Source organism: Paraburkholderia sp. A3BS-1L (genome assembly GCF_051125215.1).
Classification (GTDB): Bacteria; Pseudomonadota; Gammaproteobacteria; order Burkholderiales; family Burkholderiaceae; genus Paraburkholderia.
The window spans coordinates 63758-80758 of record NZ_CP120442.1 but is presented as its reverse complement, the minus strand read 5'-3'; the positions used below and the strand labels follow the sequence as shown (position 1 = coordinate 80758).

The 17001-nt window shown below is 65.5% G+C and carries 17 protein-coding genes; 11 read left to right on the top strand and 6 right to left on the bottom strand.

Annotated features, from left to right (window positions below; translation table 11 throughout):
- The first annotated feature begins 12 nt into the window (after positions 1 to 12).
- A complete protein-coding gene (locus P5W99_RS00370; RefSeq protein WP_421025138.1) occupies positions 13 to 1200 on the top strand; it encodes an MFS transporter in 1188 nt (395 codons plus the stop codon).
- 281 nt (positions 1201 to 1481) lie between these two features.
- Positions 1482 to 1667: a hypothetical protein gene (locus P5W99_RS00365; protein WP_421022705.1), complete on the top strand. Its 186-nt coding sequence runs from the start codon at positions 1482 to 1484 to the stop codon at positions 1665 to 1667.
- Positions 1668 to 1705: 38 nt separating this feature from the next.
- Here P5W99_RS00365 and P5W99_RS00360 read toward each other — a convergent pair whose 3' ends face one another.
- Both P5W99_RS00360 and mgrA read right to left on the bottom strand, forming a co-directional pair.
- A complete protein-coding gene (locus tag P5W99_RS00360) occupies positions 1706 to 2779 on the bottom strand; it encodes a fatty acid desaturase (RefSeq protein ID WP_421022704.1) in 1074 nt (357 codons plus the stop codon).
- Between the two features lie 166 nt (positions 2780 to 2945).
- Positions 2946 to 3989, bottom strand: coding sequence for an L-glyceraldehyde 3-phosphate reductase (mgrA, locus tag P5W99_RS00355; protein ID WP_421022703.1), 1044 nt, complete (start codon positions 3987 to 3989; stop codon positions 2946 to 2948).
- Between the two features lie 184 nt (positions 3990 to 4173).
- On the opposite strand from mgrA, the gene P5W99_RS00350 reads away from it, so the two are divergent.
- Entirely contained in the window at positions 4174 to 4380 is a 207-nt protein-coding gene (locus P5W99_RS00350) for a DUF3185 family protein (RefSeq protein ID WP_421022702.1), read from the top strand.
- A gap of 22 nt (positions 4381 to 4402) precedes the next feature.
- On the opposite strand, the gene P5W99_RS00345 is transcribed toward P5W99_RS00350, so the two are convergent.
- Positions 4403 to 5167 (bottom strand): phytanoyl-CoA dioxygenase family protein, encoded by a 765-nt coding sequence (locus P5W99_RS00345; protein WP_421022701.1) that lies wholly within the window; start codon positions 5165 to 5167, stop codon positions 4403 to 4405.
- Between the two features lie 581 nt (positions 5168 to 5748).
- On the opposite strand from P5W99_RS00345, the gene P5W99_RS00340 reads away from it, so the two are divergent.
- The gene (locus P5W99_RS00340) at positions 5749 to 6108 is read left to right on the top strand and encodes a hypothetical protein (protein WP_421045079.1); all 360 of its coding nucleotides are present in this window, start codon (positions 5749 to 5751) and stop codon (positions 6106 to 6108) included.
- Positions 6109 to 6220: 112 nt separating this feature from the next.
- On the opposite strand, the gene metK is transcribed toward P5W99_RS00340, so the two are convergent.
- Positions 6221 to 7408 carry a methionine adenosyltransferase gene (gene metK / locus P5W99_RS00335; RefSeq protein WP_035523442.1) on the bottom strand — a complete coding sequence of 396 codons (1188 nt, stop codon included), beginning with the start codon at positions 7406 to 7408 and terminating at the stop codon, positions 6221 to 6223.
- A gap of 281 nt (positions 7409 to 7689) precedes the next feature.
- Between metK and P5W99_RS00330 the strand changes: the two genes are divergently transcribed.
- From P5W99_RS00330 to P5W99_RS00310, 5 genes are all read left to right on the top strand, one after another.
- Positions 7690 to 8574 carry a lipid A biosynthesis lauroyl acyltransferase gene (locus tag P5W99_RS00330; RefSeq protein WP_421022700.1) on the top strand — a complete coding sequence of 295 codons (885 nt, stop codon included), beginning with the start codon at positions 7690 to 7692 and terminating at the stop codon, positions 8572 to 8574.
- Between the two features lie 51 nt (positions 8575 to 8625).
- A complete protein-coding gene (gene dapF / locus P5W99_RS00325; RefSeq protein WP_421022699.1) occupies positions 8626 to 9504 on the top strand; it encodes a diaminopimelate epimerase in 879 nt (292 codons plus the stop codon).
- 95 nt (positions 9505 to 9599) lie between these two features.
- Positions 9600 to 10283 (top strand): DUF484 family protein, encoded by a 684-nt coding sequence (locus tag P5W99_RS00320; protein WP_421022698.1) that lies wholly within the window; start codon positions 9600 to 9602, stop codon positions 10281 to 10283.
- A gap of 30 nt (positions 10284 to 10313) precedes the next feature.
- Positions 10314 to 11264 (top strand): tyrosine recombinase XerC, encoded by a 951-nt coding sequence (locus P5W99_RS00315; RefSeq protein ID WP_421022697.1) that lies wholly within the window; start codon positions 10314 to 10316, stop codon positions 11262 to 11264.
- Positions 11265 to 11339: 75 nt separating this feature from the next.
- Entirely contained in the window at positions 11340 to 12548 is a 1209-nt protein-coding gene (locus tag P5W99_RS00310; protein ID WP_421022696.1) for a class I SAM-dependent rRNA methyltransferase, read from the top strand.
- 109 nt (positions 12549 to 12657) lie between these two features.
- Here P5W99_RS00310 and P5W99_RS00305 read toward each other — a convergent pair whose 3' ends face one another.
- Together P5W99_RS00305 and P5W99_RS00300 are read right to left on the bottom strand one after the other, a co-directional pair.
- The gene (locus P5W99_RS00305; RefSeq protein WP_434661406.1) at positions 12658 to 14034 is read right to left on the bottom strand and encodes a YadA family autotransporter adhesin; all 1377 of its coding nucleotides are present in this window, start codon (positions 14032 to 14034) and stop codon (positions 12658 to 12660) included.
- A 6-nt stretch (positions 14035 to 14040) separates the two neighbouring features.
- Positions 14041 to 14205, bottom strand: coding sequence for an ESPR domain-containing protein (locus P5W99_RS00300; RefSeq protein WP_421073858.1), 165 nt, complete (start codon positions 14203 to 14205; stop codon positions 14041 to 14043).
- Between the two features lie 530 nt (positions 14206 to 14735).
- Between P5W99_RS00300 and P5W99_RS00295 the strand changes: the two genes are divergently transcribed.
- Positions 14736 to 15818: a CobW family GTP-binding protein gene (locus P5W99_RS00295; protein WP_421022693.1), complete on the top strand. Its 1083-nt coding sequence runs from the start codon at positions 14736 to 14738 to the stop codon at positions 15816 to 15818.
- A gap of 562 nt (positions 15819 to 16380) precedes the next feature.
- Positions 16381 to 16800: an RNA polymerase-binding protein DksA gene (dksA, locus tag P5W99_RS00290; protein ID WP_027815854.1), complete on the top strand. Its 420-nt coding sequence runs from the start codon at positions 16381 to 16383 to the stop codon at positions 16798 to 16800.
- Positions 16801 to 17001 lie beyond the last annotated feature (201 nt).

Below are 17001 nucleotides of genomic sequence, written 5' to 3'. Positions count from 1 at the left end.
ACCCTTCCCTTTATCGAGCGCGGCACGCCCGCCTTCTGGCGCGCGAGCCTCGCGCTGCTGTTCGCGGGCTACGCCACCTTTTCGCTGCTCTATTGCGTGCAGCCGCTGCTGCCCGCGTTCTCGCAGGCGTTCGGCGTGAGCCCCGCGCAGAGCAGCCTCGCGCTCTCGTTCACCACGGCGGCGCTCGCCTGCGCGATCTTCGTGGCGGGCTTCGTCTCCGAAGGCTGGAGCCGGCGCGGCATGATGACCGCCTCGCTCAGCATCTCCTCGCTGCTCACGCTCGCGGTGGCGTTCGTGCCCCACTGGCACACGCTGCTCGTGCTGCGCACGCTCGAAGGCGTCGCGCTCGGCGGCGTGCCCGCGGTCGCCATGGCGTGGCTCGCCGAAGAGATGCACCCCGACGGCCTCGGCCTCTCGATGGGCCTCTACGTGGGCGGCACGGCCATCGGCGGGATGGCGGGGCGCGTGATCACCGGCATCTGCACCGACCTGTTCGGCTGGCGCGTGGCCGTGGCCGTGATCGGCGTGCTCGGGCTCGCCTCGATGTTCGCGTTTCGTGCGCTGCTGCCGCCCTCGCGCCATTTCGCGCCGAGAAGCGGACTCGGCTTCGCCCATCACCGTGCGGCGCTCATGCGCCATTTCGCGCGGCCCGGCTTGCCCGTGCTGTTCGCGCTCGGCTTCGTGCTGATGGGCAGCTTCGTCACGCTCTACAACTACATCGGCTACCGGCTGATCGCGCCGCCCTACAACCTGAGCCAGGCCGCTATCGGCGCGATCTTCGTCGTCTATCTGACCGGCGTGGTCGCCTCGCCGTGGTCGGGCCGCATGGCCGACAGGCTCGGCCGCTCGCCCGTTCTGATCGCCGCGATCGTGCTGATGCTCGCGGGCGTCGTGCTCACGATGTTCGCGCCGCTCGGCATGATCGTGACGGGCATCTGCTGCCTCACCATTGGCTTCTTCGCGGGGCATGCGGTGGCCAGCGGCTGGGTCGGCCGCCTCGCGCGCGAAGCGAAGGGCCAGGCCGCGGCGCTCTACCTGCTCGCGTATTACCTCGGCTCGAGCATCATGGGGTCGATCGGCGGGCACTTCTGGGCCAGTCTGGGCTGGGGCGGCGTGGCAGGGCTTGTCATGGCGCTGCTCGTCGCGGGGCTGGCCGGGGCGTGGAAGCTGCGTGAACAGGAGCGCGCCGGAGCGGCCTGAAACGGCAGGCGCGCCATGCGGTTGAGTCACCATGCCATCGACGAAAGCTGAACGTAATGTTGACGGACTCTCCACGAATTGCGCGCTGCATCGCGTGCGTCGGCGCAAAGCGCCGCCAGGCGGGACTGCGGGCCGCAAAGCCTGCGCCGCGGCTGGGCATGGGTTCCGCCTTGTTCGCTAGCCTCTCCTATACTCGATTGAGGCCCGCAGCTGCAGTGGCGCACAGCGCCCGATTACTGCGATGGCCGACATGACCCACTTGCATGGGACAGGAGACGAGCATGGAAGGCTATTTCACGATCGGCGACTTCATCATGATCATCCCGATGGCCCTGGCCGGTGCGCTCTTCCTCGGCGCGGTGCCCTGCGCAACCGAATTCAAGCACAACACGCTGCGGGTGATCGGCGCGCTGATCGGTGCGCTATGCGCCGTTGCGCTGGTGGAAACACTGCCCGCGCTGATGTAGCGCCACGACGCTTCGCGGCTATTCGCTATTCGCTATTCTCAATGCGTTTGCGTTCGCTGCCGGCCGCGCGCTTCTGCGGCCACCGTCAGCACGCTCCCCCTGCCTGGCTGCAACCCCTTGAATTGCCGCAGCGCCGCATGCCAATACGGTATGCGCGCATGCACTGAGGCGGCGTCTTCGGCGCGCGTGAGCGCGGGCAACGCCACCCATGGCAGCGTCGGATGCAGATGATGCTGTCGATGCAGATGATGATTCATGAGCAGCACGCCCACCCCGCGCGGCACCCGAAAATCGCGCGCGCGGCCGGGTTCGTCCAGCGCCACGCCGTAATGCGGCAGGTTGTCGGCGAGCGACAGCCATAGCCCGCGCAGATACATCGTCACCAGCAGCACCGGCCAGGCCTTTCCGTAGAGCGCGAAGGCGAACCCATAAAGCGCGAGCGCACCAAGCCCGTCGCGGCGCGCACGGCGGCGCCTCACGGGGTCGGCAGCGTGGTTGCTGAAGAGCCGCTGCACGATCGGCCCCTGCGCCCCGTGTGCGCCCACGCCGCGTGCAACCAGTGCCTGCGCCATGCGCGCCGGCACGAACGCCAGCAATGGTGCACACAACTCGGCCGCGTAAAGCCCGCCCAGCAGCCTCGCATACCACGCCATGCAGCGCAGCCAGCGCGGGCCGCGCGCATCGTCGACGTCGGGGCGATCGAACGCCTCGCGCGTGAAGCGGTGATGCATCAGGTGTCCGAAACGTACCGCGTCGAACGGAATCGCCAGGCTAATCGAGAGCAGGCGTGCAACGGCTTCGTTGGCGCGCCGCGAGGCAAGCAGCTGCCCGTGGATCCCCTCGTGGATCAAACCCCAGTGGATCGGCGTGGCGAGCACGACAAGCACGACCGGCAAGAGCGAGACCCAGAGCGCGAGCGACGCTCCCCCCGCCGCACGCAGAAGCAGCGGCAAGCCGAATAGCTGATACGCGAGCGCCAACCCGGCCACGGCAATGAGCGCGGCATTCGCTCCCAGATGCGGCGTGCACCGCGAAGCCTGCGCAGCGAAGCGCGCTGCGGACGGCGCTTCGGCATCGGCAGATACGGGGCGAACGGCGCTCGTGGACTCCATCGGCACTCCTTGGGGCCAAGACTGCCGCGACGTTAGCAGCGCCGCATGACAGGCCGAAGACGTGCCGAACGGGAAGACACGAAACCTGTCGACGAAAAAAAACCGCCTCGCATGAAGCGAAGCGGTTCTTCAAGACGCTGCCGCCCAACGAACGGGACTGCGGTCTTCAGATGTGCTGATCCGTCGACGGCTTCTCCCACAGATTCACGCCGCCTTCGGTCGCGTTGCGGTCGATCTCCGCGAGTTCCTCCTGCGAGAATTCGAGGTTCTTCAGCGCAGCGACGTTCTCGCGCACCTGCTCCGCGCGGCTCGCGCCGATCAGCGCCGAGGTCACGCGGCCGCCGCGCAGCGTCCACGCGATCGCCATCTGCGCGAGGCTCTGGCCGCGCCGCTGCGCGAGTTCGTTGAGCTTGCGCACGTGCTCGATGTTCTGCGCGCTCAGGTGCTCGCTCTTGAGCGAGCCGCCGCCCGGCCGGTTCACGCGCGCATCTTCAGGCACGCCGTTCAGGTACTTGTTCGTCAGCAGCCCCTGCGCAAGCGGCGTGAACGCAATGCTGCCCGTGCCGAGACTGTCGAGCGTGTCTAGCAGCTCGTGCTCGATCCAGCGGTTGAGCATGTTGTACGACGGTTGATGGATCAGCAGCGGCACCTTGTATTCGGCCAGCAGCTTCGCCATCTCGCGCGTCTTCGCAGCTGAATACGACGAGATGCCCACATAGAGCGCCTTGCCCTGCTGAACCGCGGTAGCGAGCGCGCCGGCGGTTTCCTCCAGCGGCGTCTCCACGTCGAAGCGGTGCGAGTAGAAGATGTCGACGTAATCGAGACCCATGCGCTTGAGGCTCTGGTCGAGGCTCGCGAGCACGTACTTGCGCGAGCCGCCGCCCTGGCCGTAGGGGCCCGGCCACATGTCCCAGCCGGCCTTCGACGAGATCAGCAGCTCGTCGCGATAGGGGCGGAAATCGTCCCGGAAAATGCGGCCGAAATTGGTTTCGGCACTGCCGTAGGGCGGGCCGTAATTGTTCGCGAGATCGAAGTGCGTGATGCCGAGATCGAAGGCCGTGCGCAGTATTTCACGCTGCGTCGCAATCGGCGTGGTATCGCCGAAGTTGTGCCAGAGCCCGAGCGACAGCGCCGGCAGTTTGAGTCCCGACTTGCCGCAAAAGCGGTATTGCATCTCCGAATAGCGTTCAGCAGCGGCTTCGTAGGCCATGGTTCGAATCCTCGACGAAATGAGGGGGTAACAGGGTCCGGCAATGCGTCCGGCCAGTGCGCGGGGTTGTCATGGTAGCCAATCCCCACGCAGGCTGCAGATGCCCACCATGTGGGACTCGCGGATGGACGCCGCAGCGACGCTCGCCTACACTGCGGCGTTCGTCATACCCCGGGAGGTTTTCATGGTCAAAGCGATTTCGTGCGCGCTGATCGCCTGCGGCGTCGTGCTGCTCTACTTTGGCGGCCAGTCGTTTCACTCGTTATCGAACGACGTCTCGCGCCTCGTCACCGGCGCGCCCACCGACCGCACGATGATCCTGATCGCGGCCGGCGTGGCCGCGACCATTGCCGGCATTACCGGTCTCGCGGTTTCCGGGCGCCGGCGCTAGGCGCGCGGCGCGCCCCGCGCGCTCACACCAGCTTCACCTCGGGCAGCGAGGCCGAGCGCGTGCCCGGCAGCGGTACGTTGCTCGCGCCGTGGTAGGTGAACACCAGCGAGAACTTCACGTCGCCGCTCAGGTTCTGGCCCGCCGAGTGCAGCGTGTTGCAATGGAAGAACACGACGTCGCCCGCCTTGAGCGTGGGCGACGTCGCGCGCTCGATCCATGCCTGGTTCTCGGGCAGGTCGGCGCGGAAGAATTTGGCGGCGTCGAAACGCTCTGAGGTAAACGGCTCCGTGTGCGAGCCCGGCACCAGCCACAGCCCGCCGTTTTCGACCGTCTCGTTCCCCAGCGCGAGCCACACCGACACCAGATCGTCGCGCTCGAACGACCAGTAGCGCGAATCGCGATGCCAGCCCGTGAGGCTGCCATACATGGGGTGCTTGGTCATCATGCAGTTGTGATGGGCGCGCGAGAGCACTGGCTCTTCGCCGAAATACAACTCCATCCAGCCTGCGATCTCGGGCGAGGTCGCCCACTCGCGAAAGCGCGCATGGCGCGCGTACGCATCGAGCAGGCGGCGCACCGTATGGCCGCCAGGCGAGTCTTTCGACTCCGGCGCGCCGGGATAACGCAGATCGGCTTCGAATTCGAGCGGCACGGCGGCCGCCTGCAACTGCTCCTGCGCCACGCGCTTGAGTTCGTCGCACCGCCCAGGCGAGACGAGCCCCGGCACGACCACGAAACCGCGCTCGCGCAGCGCCTGCACCTGTTCCTTTTTGGATTGGACTGACATAGGACTTCCGTTGTTCGAGGCCTGCGAGGACCGCATCCATGAAAGGCTGCGGCAATGGCGGCGCCGGTTCAACTTGTTCTGACTTCGCGCGCGCCAATCGCTCGATTGTAAAACGTGCGCGCGCACGCGGAAGGGGGGGCCGTGCACAAACCTGATGCAAATGCACCGCGATGGCGACAAGGGCCACGATGGCGCAACTACAACGCAACTGCGGCGCAACCCCGGCGACCTGCCACGCACATGATCAAGCGCGGGTATTAACCGACTTTCGGGCGTCATGATTCGCGTGTAGTCTGCGCGCATGCAGTTTCATCACCCAGAATATCGATTGCGCGCGCGGGCCGCCACCGAAGCCCTGTCCATCGGGGCCGCGCGATACCCGAACATGCGCCAGCCATGCGCGATGCCTGAGCCCGCGGTCCGCTCCGATGCGCCACCGTCTGCTTCACGCACCCCGTACGATCCATCCCGTGACTTGCATCACCGTGACCGTCGTGAAGACGGGCACGTTTGCTGCTCGAATCGATGTGCCGCGCGAAACCTCGCACAAGGCGCACTTTGAACCCGACACCACACACGCCATGCATACCCTTTTCAGCACCCGCCGCATGACCCATGCCGCTCTGAAAGCGGCACGCCCCGCTCGTCGTCACGTCATGCGCGCCCTGCGCCATCACGCCGCGCGCACGCGCGCGCTTGCGCAGCAGGTGCGCGACGCCCGCGCCGTGGACGGCATGCGCACCTGGTTCCATTCGTTCTTCTCGGTGCTGCGCCTGCGCGCGGGCGCACGCCACTTCTCGCTGCGCACGCTGCTGTACCGTCCCAACTCGACGCTGCGCGCGCTCGCGGCACCCGCCACCGTGCATACGGCGCGCAACGCCCGCCGCCCGCGCCGCATGGGTGCCAGCAGCACGGGCTGGTTCGGCTTCGCCATGCGCTGACAACAACCCGCGCCAGATAAAAAACCCCGCCAGGGCGCACGCCCAGGCGGGGTTTTTCTTTCTTCATACGCGCCCGACAAAGCCGGCGAGCGCCGGCCTGCGTGCGGCGTGCTTACGCGAGCGCGCCCACCGGTTCCGTGCCGGCCGCCTCGGCCAATGCGAGCGCCTTGTCCGTGGCTTCCCACGAGAATTCCGGCTCCTCGCGACCGAAATGACCATATGCCGCGGTCTTTTCGTAGACCGGACGCAGCAGGTCGAGCATCTGGATGATGCCCTTCGGACGCAGATCGAAGTGCTCGCGCACGAGCTTCGTGATGGTGGCGTCCGAGACCTTGCCCGTGCCGAACGTGTTGACCATGACCGAGGTGGGCTCGGCCACGCCAATCGCGTACGAGACCTGGATCAGGCAGCGCGAGGCAAGCCCGGCGGCCACGATGTTCTTGGCCACGTAGCGGCCCGCATATGCGGCCGAACGGTCGACCTTCGACGGATCCTTGCCCGAGAACGCACCGCCGCCGTGCGGCGCTGCGCCGCCGTAGGTATCGACGATGATCTTGCGGCCCGTGAGACCGCAATCGCCCTGCGGACCGCCGATCACGAAGCGGCCGGTCGGGTTCACGAGGAACTTGATGTCGCCCTTGATGAGCTCGCGCGGCAGGACCGGCTTGATGATCTCTTCGATCACGGCTTCGCGCAGCGTGGCGAGGTCGGTTTCCGGCGAATGCTGCGTGGAGAGCACGACGGTATCGATCGCATGCGGCTTGCCGTCCACGTAGCGCACGGTGACCTGCGACTTCGCGTCCGGACGCAGCCAGGGCAGGCGGCCGTCGCGGCGCAGGTTCGACTGGCGCTCGACCAGACGGTGCGAGAGGTGGATCGGCAGCGGCATCAGTTCGGGCGTTTCGTCGCACGCATAGCCGAACATCAGGCCCTGGTCGCCCGCGCCCTGATCGAGGTTGTTGTCGTGCGCGCGGTCCACGCCCTGGGCGATGTCCGGCGACTGCTTGTCGTAGGCGACGAGCACCGCGCAGCCGCGGTAGTCGATGCCGTAATCGGTGTTGTCGTAGCCGATGCGCTTGATCGTGTCGCGCGCGACCTGGATGTAGTCGACGTTGGCCGTGGTGGTGATTTCACCGGCAAGCACGACGAGACCCGTGTTGCACAGCGTTTCAGCCGCTACGCGCGAGTATTTGTCCTGCGTGAGGATGGCGTCGAGGATCGCGTCCGAGATCTGGTCGGCGACCTTGTCCGGATGGCCTTCGGAGACGGATTCGGAAGTGAAGAAATAGTCGTTTGCCACGTGTCAGGCTCCTTGTAGCTGGTGACGGTTATATTCACGTAGCCAACTTCGGGAGCTTTGAAGCGGCGACGCTTTAGCGGATTACCTGCCCGGTTGGCCCACGCAGCAGCGCCCGAAATATCCGACGCTGATGGCTGCATGGCAACCGGCTTCGCCCCGCAAGTTGTCTATTAACTCGGCGAAGCCCTTATTATAGCGACTTCCCTAATTTGCCGCAGAGTCATACCGCGTGCCAACCAACGCAACGTTCCATTTATCCGCGCATGCCATGAGGACGGTGCATGCTCGCTAAGCTCGGCTCCCGCCTCGCTATTGGCTTGCTCAAGCTGTTCGCGATCCTGCCCTATGGACTCATCGCCCGTTTCGGCGACGGCCTCGGCTGGCTGCTCTACCAGATTCCGAGCAGCCGCAAGCGCGTCGTCCATACCAACCTGCGCCTGTGCTTTCCCGAGTGGAGCGAGGAAAAGCGCGAGGAAGTCGCCGGCCTGCATTTTCGCCACGCGATCCGCAGCTACATCGAGCGCAGCGTGCAGTGGTTCGGCACCGCGCAAAAGCTGGAAAAGCTGATCGAGCTCGACAGCGAAATCGACCTCACCGATCCCGATCTGCCGCCCACGCTGTTTCTCGGGCTGCACTTCGTCGGCATCGAGGCGGGCTCGATGTTCCTCAATTACTCGCTGCACCGCCCGTGCGGCTCGCTCTACCAGCCGTTTTCGAACCCCGAGTTCGAAGCCGCCGCGAAGGCGGGCCGCAGCCGCTTCGGCGCCGAGATGGCAAGCCGCGCGGACGCCGCACGCATCGTGCTGCGCTGGCTGCGCGACAAAAAGCCCGTGATGCTCGGCGCGGACATGGACTATGGCATGCGCAACTCGACCTTCGTGCCGTTCTTCGGCGTGCCCGCGTGCACGCTGACCGCCGTGGGACGTCTCGCCAAGGTGGGCCGCGCCCAGGTCGTGCCGTTCATCGGCGAGGTGCTGCCCAATTACAAGGGTTATCGGCTCAAGGTCTTCAAACCTTGGGGCCACTACCCCACCGGCGACGACGAGCAGGACGCGCGCCGCATGAACGCCTTCCTCGAAGAGCAGATTCCGCGCATTCCCGAGCAGTACTACTGGGTTCACAAGCGCTTCAAGACGCGCCCTCCCGGCGAGCCGGGCGTGTACTGACGCTCGCGGCCAGCGCGCGGCATTCGGGCGCGCGTCGCTTACAATGACGGGATGAAACTCAAGTTCACCAAGATGCACGGCGCCGGCAACGACTTCGTCGTGCTCGACGGCTATAGCCAGCCCATTGCGCTCACGCCCGAGCGCGTGCGGGCGCTCGCGAACCGCCACTTCGGCGTGGGCGCCGATCAGCTGCTGCTGGTCGAAAAGCCCACTGTCGAAGGCGTCGACTTCCGCTATCGCATCTTCAATTGCGACGGCGGCGAGGTCGAGCACTGCGGCAACGGCGCGCGCTGCTTCGTGAAATTCGTGCGCGACCGCAAGCTCACCGACGCCAACCGTGTGCGCGTGCAAGTGCAAAAAGGCGTGATCACGCTCGTCATGCAGGACAACGGCGAGGTCGTGGTCGACATGGGCAGCCCGGTATTCGAGCCGTCGGACGTGCCGTTCGACGCAAGCGGGCTCCAAGGCCGCCGCGAAGGCAACGACACGCTCTGGCCGCTCGAAGTGAACGGCCAGACGCGCTGGATCTCGGCGGTGTCGATGGGCAATCCGCACGCGGTGCAGGTGGTCGACGACGCCGAGGCGTTTGCCGTGCTCGCCGACGGCCCCGTGATCGAGGCCCACCCGCGCTTTCCGAACAAGGTGAACGCGGGCTTTATGCAGATCGTCTCGCGCCACGAGGTGCGGCTGCGCGTCTACGAGCGCGGCGCGGGCGAAACGCTCGCGTGCGGCACGGGCGCGTGCGCAGCGGTGGCGGCCGGCATCCGCCGCGGCCTGCTCGATTCGCCCGTGAAGGTGCATACGCACGGCGGCATGCTCACGATCGCCTGGGACGGCTCGCGCGACGAATCCGCCGCGCTGACGATGGCGGGTCCAGCCACGACCGTTTTCGAAGGCGAGATCGAACTCGCCGACGCGTTGTCGAACTGACGTTTGCCGGGCGGCCCGCGAGCCACATCGGCGCTGCCCCAACCCCGCATGGCGCGCTCGCCGCGCGCCGCCTCTTCATCGAACGCGCCACCAACATGAACGATCGCGAAGTCGCCGACTACCTGCTCGCCAATCCCGATTTCTTCGTTGAGCACGCCGAACTGCTGGCAACCATCAAGCTCGGCAATCCTCACGGCAAGGCAGCCGTGTCCCTGCAGGAGCGCCAGATGGAGATGCTGCGCGAAAAGAACAAGCATCTGGAACTGCGCCTTTCCGAATTGCTGCGCTACGGCCACGAAAACGACACGCTCTCCGTGAAGACGGTGCACTGGGTCGCGCATGTGCTCGCCGAGCGCGACCCGCACGCGCTGCCGCGCCTGATCGCCGAACAACTGCGCCGGGAGTTCGACGTGCCGCAGGCGGCGTTGCGCCTGTGGGACGTGGCCGATGCCTATGCACAAGCAAGCTTCGCGAAGCACACGGGCGAGGAAGTCCGCCTCTTCGCCAACAGCCTCGAAGTGCCGTATTGCGGCGCGAACACCGGCTTCGAAGCGGCGCAATGGCTCGATGGCGACGCGGGCGCGCCGCAGTCGGTGGCGATCATCGCGCTGCGCCGGCGCGTGAGCGCCGAAGAGCGCGATCCGAGCGGCGAGGCGTTCGGCCTGCTGGTGCTCGGCTCACCCGATCCGCGCCGCTTTCACGACGGCATGGCCACCGATTTGCTGCGCAAGATCGGCACGCTCGCGAGCGCAGGGCTCACGCGGCTGCTGCCGCATTAAAGCGACCGCTCCCACGCGCAGGCCGCAACAGTGAACCCAACCGACCCGATCGCCGACTATCTCGATGAACTCGAGCACGTGCGCCGGCTTTCGGCGCACACGTTGCGCGGCTATGCGCACGAGCTCGACGAACTCAAGAAGCTCGCGAACGGCAGTCCGCTCGAAAAAGTCACGTCCGTCGAAGTGCGCGGCGCCGCCGTGCGCGCCCATGCGAGCGGCCTCTCGGCGCGCTCGATCGCGCATCGGCTCTCGGTCTGGCGCGCGTTCTACCGCTGGCTCGCGGGCCGCATCGCGCTCGACGCGAATCCGGTGGCGGCAGTGCGCGCGCCCAAGCGCGAGAAGACGCTGCCCAAGGCGCTCTCCGTCGACGACACCATGAAGCTCATGGATGCGCCCAGCGCGGCGGCCCAAGCCGGCGAAAATGCCGCCGGCAGCGTCGAGGCGCTGCGCGATCACGCCATGCTCGAGCTGTTCTACTCGTCGGGGCTGCGCCTTGCCGAACTCGTGGGGCTCGACGCGCGCTACGTGAAGCGCGACGGCTATGAATCGGCAGGCTGGCTCAAGCGCGACGCCGCAGAAGTGGAAGTGCACGGCAAAGGCGGGCGGCATCGCATCGTGCCCGTCGGCAAGAAGGCGCTGGAAGCGCTCGACGCCTGGCTCGCCGTGCGCGGCGCCTGGATCAAGCACGACGACGCCCCGCTCTTTCTCTCCGTGCGCGGCAACCGCATGGCGCCGGGCGTCGTGCGCGAGCGCGTGAAGCGCGCCGCGCTCGCCGCCGGCATTCCGGCGAACGTCCATCCGCACGTGCTGCGGCACTCGTTCGCGACGCATCTGCTGCAGTCGAGCGGCGATCTGCGCGCCGTGCAGGAGCTGCTGGGGCACGCGAGCATCGCGGCCACCCAGGTCTATACGTCGCTCGATTTCCAGCATCTCGCGAAGGTTTACGACACCGCGCATCCACGCGCCAAAAAGCGCGACTGAGCGCGAGCCTTGCCTTGCCTCGCCCGGTCGTGTCATCGCTGCGTCACCGGGCCTCGCCCTTGTATCGAACCCATCATGAATATCGTCACTCTCAAGCCGTCGAAAGAAAAATCCCTGCTGCGCCGCCATCCGTGGGTCTACGCCAACGCCATCGAGCGCGTCGAGGGCAAGCCAGCACCGGGCGCGACCGTGATCGTGCGCGCGCATGACGGCCGCTTTCTCGCGCGCGCCGCCTACAGCCCGCATTCGCAGATCCGCGCGCGCGTCTGGAGCTTCGACGAAAACGAGCCCATCGATCACGCGTTCTTCAAGCGCCGCGTGCAGCGCGCGCTCGCGCATCGTCAGGCGATGGTGAGCGGCACGGGCGCGGTGCGCCTGATCTTTGGCGAGGCGGACGGCCTGCCCGGCGTGATCGTCGACTACTACAAAGAGGACGCCGCAGGGGAAAACGCACGCGGACAGCTCGTCTGCCAGTTCATGGCGGCAGGCGTCGAGGCATGGAAGGAAGCAATCGTCGCGGCGCTCACGGCAGCCACCGGCTGCCCGAACGTGTACGAGCGCTCGGACGTCTCGATCCGCGAAAAGGAAGGGCTCGAGCAGATCACGGGCCTGCTGGCCGGCGACGAGCCGCCCGAAACCATCGTGACCAGCGAGAACGGCGTGCGCTATCACGTGGACGTGCGCAACGGCCACAAGACCGGCTTCTACGTCGATCAGCGCGACAACCGCGCGCTCGTGCAGACCTTCGCGCAAGACCGCGACGTGCTCAACTGCTTCTGCTACACCGGCGGCTTCTCGCTCGCGGCGATGAAGGGCGGCGCGAAGCGCGTGGTGTCGATCGACTCGTCGGGCGAGGCGCTCGCCACCGCGCAGAAGAACATGGCGGCGAACGGCTTCGACGCAGCCCGTGCGACCTGGCTCGACGCCGACGCCTTCAAGACGCTGCGCCGCTTGCACGAGGAAGGCGAGCGCTTCGATCTCGTGGTGCTCGATCCGCCCAAGTTCGCGGCCTCGCGCGAGCACGTGGACCGCGCCGCGCGCGCCTACAAGGACATCAACCTCACCGGCTTCAAGCTGCTGCGTCCGGGCGGCCTGCTGTTCACGTACTCGTGCTCGGGCGCGATCGATGCGGAGCTGTTCCAGAAGATCGTTGCGGGCGCGGCCGCCGATGCCAAGGTCGATGCGCGCATCCTCAAGCGCCTTGGCGCGGGCGTCGATCATCCGCTGCTCGCGGCCTTCCCCGAAGGGGAGTATCTGAAGGGGCTGCTGCTGCAAGTGCTGTAAAAAACCCGCGCGGAAAATACAACAGGGCCCCGGCCGGAAGGCCGTGGACCCTGCATTTCGCTGCATTTTGTGTTCGCCGGCCTTGCGGCCGGCTCGCACTAGCGAGGCATTACCACTGATAGCCCGCGCCGACCACCACACCGGTGTTGCCGGTCGTGCTGGTATTCGCCGACAGCTTGCCGACCCACTTGTTGTTCTCGGTCACGTACGAGACACCGAGCGCGCCGCCCGTCTGGCCACCGTAACGGCCGCCGGCCATGGCAACCATCATCTTGCCCGGCTGCGTCGGCTGCGGCAGACCCGCGACAGCCATCGCCGCCGCCGTGCCGGCGTAGGAGCGGCGCAGCACGTCGTGCACCAAATCCTGCAGCCCCGAGAGACTCTGCGACATGTTCGACATGCTCTGCGAGATACGCTGGTCGGCGTAGTTCTCGGCCTGCTTCTGCGCGTCGTTCAACTGGTTCACGTTCACGGCGTCGGTGCCCGCGGTACCGGCGGCCACGTTCGTCACTTGACGCTCGCTGCCCGCGGCGCCCACCGAAACCGTGTTGGCGCGATCAGCCACCGAGCCCGCGCCCAGCGCGACCGAGTTGTCCGCCGTTGCCGACGCGTTCACGCCGACTGCCACCGCATTCATGCCGCTCGCGCTGGCCGCTTCCGTGTTCTTGTCGCCATAGGCGGCGAACAGCGGATTGCGCGCATTTTCCGCGGCGGCTGCGGCAAACGCCATCGAACCGGCGCCGGAAGCCAATGCCTTCGAGCCCATGGCGACCGACTCGTCACCCTCGGCGCCTGCACCGTTACCCGAAGCAACCGCATTCACGCCGCTAGCCGCGGCGCTCTCGCCGAACGCCATCGAGCCTGCGCCCGAGGCCGTGGCCTGTGCGCCCATCGCGACCGAATTGTCACCCTCGGCGTTCGCGCCGTTGCCCGTTGCCGTAGCGAGCGTGCCCAGCGCGATCGAATCATCACCGGCTGCCGTGGCGGCGATGCCCGATGCAAACGAACCCTGGCCGGTAGCCGCCGAGTTGATGCCGAACGCCACCGCGCCCGCGCCGTTCGCAACCGCGCCCCAGCCTTGGGCCACCGTGCCCAGGCCATTGGCGTGCGAGCCGCAGCCCATGGCGATCGAATTCATGCCGTAAGCCTGGGTCTGCGCCACGCCGCTGCCGCTTTCCGTCACGTAGCCGGCGGTCATCGAGGTGAAACCCTTGATGCCGGCCTGGCCCGCGCCGGCGTTCGACAGGTCGTCGTAGTTGGCCGCCGCATTCTGCACGCCGAAGCCGTAGATGCCGTTCTTATAGCTGTTGGCCAGACCGTCGCCGTACACCTTCTGGGCGTCGATGTCGGTGAGCAGGTTGCAGTCGCCGTCGCCGACCATGGCGAGCGAGTTGGCCGATGCCGCTGCCCCCTTGCCACCCGCGCTACCGCCCATGGACGACGTGCCGGACTGGACCGTCTGCATGCCGTTGTCCGAAATCGACACGGATGCCTATGCCAGCTCGGACATTGCGCCCGTCGAGACAAGGAGTGCGCCCGCTACGAGCATGGCGCCCGACTTCGCGCGCGCCGGCTTGCGGCGCGCAGCGGTCAATTCCGATGCCGCCACCCACGTACCCAGCACCTTGTTATAAACGCTGCGATAAACCTTGCTCATAAAATCCTCAATAATGTTTCAACAAAGCAAGCAGTTAATCCAGATTCCCATTAATTGGAGAAACGGGGAAACACGATCAATCCAGCATTCGCCAACCAATTAATGAGACATAGAGCCGATCGTCTATTCCCGACTCCGGCACGGCGCGCGCTAAAAACAATCTCCGTGAGTGCTGCTTATCAGCGACGCGCACGCCGGATCAAACCGGAGGGTTTCGTTGGTAATTGCTGTCGGCAGTTGAATTAAACGCGGCTTGCCAGGCTGAAACACTAGGGCGATTTCCAAACTCAAGGATTTGCTGCAAAGATGTGAATCTATAAGACCATTGATTAAATTGAGATGGTTGAAATTAATGAGATAAACCGCTTCGACAATCCCGGCGCAGCCGCCCGACCCGAACGGTTACCTCCTGCAGCGCAAGGCTGGTGCAAGCGCGAGCCGGCCAGATATGTTCCAATACGTCGTTATCTTGTAACGCTCAGCTCCCGCGCCGCATCCCACCCCGATTCCAGGCATTCAAGGCACATAGCATGATTCCAGTCACCATCCTGACCGGCTTTCTCGGCAGCGGCAAAACCACCTTGCTCAAGCGCATCCTGAACGAGCAGCACGGCATGAAGATCGCCGTGATCGAAAACGAATTCGGCGAAGAGAACATCGACAATGAAATCCTGGTGCAGGACAGCCAGGAGCAGATCATCCAGATGAGCAACGGCTGCATCTGCTGCACGATCCGCGGCGACCTCGCGCGCGTGCTCGGCGATCTCGCCCAGCAAAAGCGCGACGGCAAGCTCGATTTCGACCGCGTCGTGATCGAGACCACGGGCCTCGCAAATCCGGGCCCGGTCGCGCAGACGTTCTTCATGGATAACGAGATCGCCGGCGAATTTTTGCTCGACGCCATCATCACGCTCGTCGACGCCAAGCACGGCAACCATCAGCTCGACGAGCACGAAGTCGTGCAGCGCCAGGTCGGTTTCGCCGACCGCCTGTTCGTCACGAAGGCCGATCTCGTCGACGCCCGTGAACTCGACGACCTGCGCCATCGCCTGATGCACATGAATCCGCGCGCGCAAATCCGCGAGGTGAATTTCGGCGAGGCGGACATCAAGGAAGTGTTCGATCTGCGCGGCTTCAATCTGAATGCCAAGCTCGAGATCGACCCCGACTTCCTCGCTGAAGACGATCACAATCATGCGCATCACGACCACGATCATGATCATGATCACGAGCACGCCGGATGCGACCACGATCACGGCAAGTGCAATCACGAAGGCCACGACCATGGCCACCACCATCATCACGCGCATCACGACGACAAGATCAAGTCGTTCGTGTACCGCAGCGACCGTCCGTTCGATCCGAACCGCCTCGAGGACTTCCTCGGCGGCATCCTGCAGATCTACGGCGAGCGCCTGCTGCGCTACAAGGGCGTGCTCTACATGAAGGGCGTGGACCGCAAGGTGGTGTTCCAGGGCGTGCACCAGTTGATGGGCAGCGACCTCGCCGCGAAGTGGCTGCCGATCGAGAAGAAGAGCAGCAAGATGGTGTTTATCGGCATCGAGCTGCCGCAGGACCTCATCACCGACGGCCTCGACGCCTGCCTCGCCTGACGCGCTGCACTGCAGCACGGCTCGTTCGTCAGGATGCCTCCAACGCCCGGCCCATGGCCGGGCGTTGTCGTCTGGCGAGCACGGCTGGGTAAAATCGCCTTTCTCCGCTGCGCATGTCAAATAACGTACCCGACCATCGCTTTTTCACGATGGGCGCGTTATATTTTCTGGATATCGAACGTTGACGAGAGCCGCCAACTTGGGATTTTCCCGCTTGCGGCGCGAGTTTGCGGTTCGGTTACAATACGGCCCCACTGGAAAGAGAGGCGCCCCGGGATTTCCCTTTCAGCGGATTCCGGCAGGAGATGGCCTCCCCGGCCGCGCATCGCGTCGCAGCGCGCAGCCGGTACGAAATATGCCTCAGGAGCATCTAAAAACGGTTTCCAGAGGAGTTCGGCCCCGCAGCGGCGCTTAGGCGTCACGACAGTTCATCGTCCCGTCTCGCCGGCGCGCACATTGGCGCGATACAGCGCGCGGTAAAGTGGGAGAAGCCACTGCGGGCAACACAAAAGTGCAGGCAAGATGTGCCAGTTTTGCCTCACTCATTGAAGAAGCAAGCCAGATGACGACGAAACGACTCTTGACCGAAGCCGAAATCCTGAAGATGAGCGACAAGGATTACATGAACGAGGATCAGCTCGCCTTCTTCAAGAACCGGCTCGAACAGCTGCAGGCGGAAATCCTCCGCAATGCGGGCCAGACCACCGAGAATCTGCGCGAAACGGTCATCGTGCCAGATCCGGCCGATCGCGCGACGATCGAGGAAGAGCATGCGCTCGAACTGCGCACGCGCGACCGAGAGCGCAAGCTGCTGAAGAAGGTGCAGCAATCGATCGCGCGCATCGAATCGGGCGATTACGGATGGTGCGAGGAAACCGGCGAGCCGATCGGCATTCCGCGTCTGCTCGCACGCCCGACCGCCACGCTCTCGCTCGAAGCGCAAGAGCGCCGCGAACTGCGCCAGAAGCTGTTCGGCGATTGATTGGCTGCCGGCGCCGCCGCGCGGCGGGTGCCGGAATTTTCTGCCTTCCTAGTCGAAGCGCACGGAGTCCCGTGCGCTTTTTTATTTGCATCTGACGCTGCGCAGGCGTTCGCGCCCGACTTTCTCCCACGCTTGTCTCACGGTTATCTCGATTTCTGCGCCGCGAGCCCTTGAACTGCCCGCTGCCGCCCTAAACTCCAT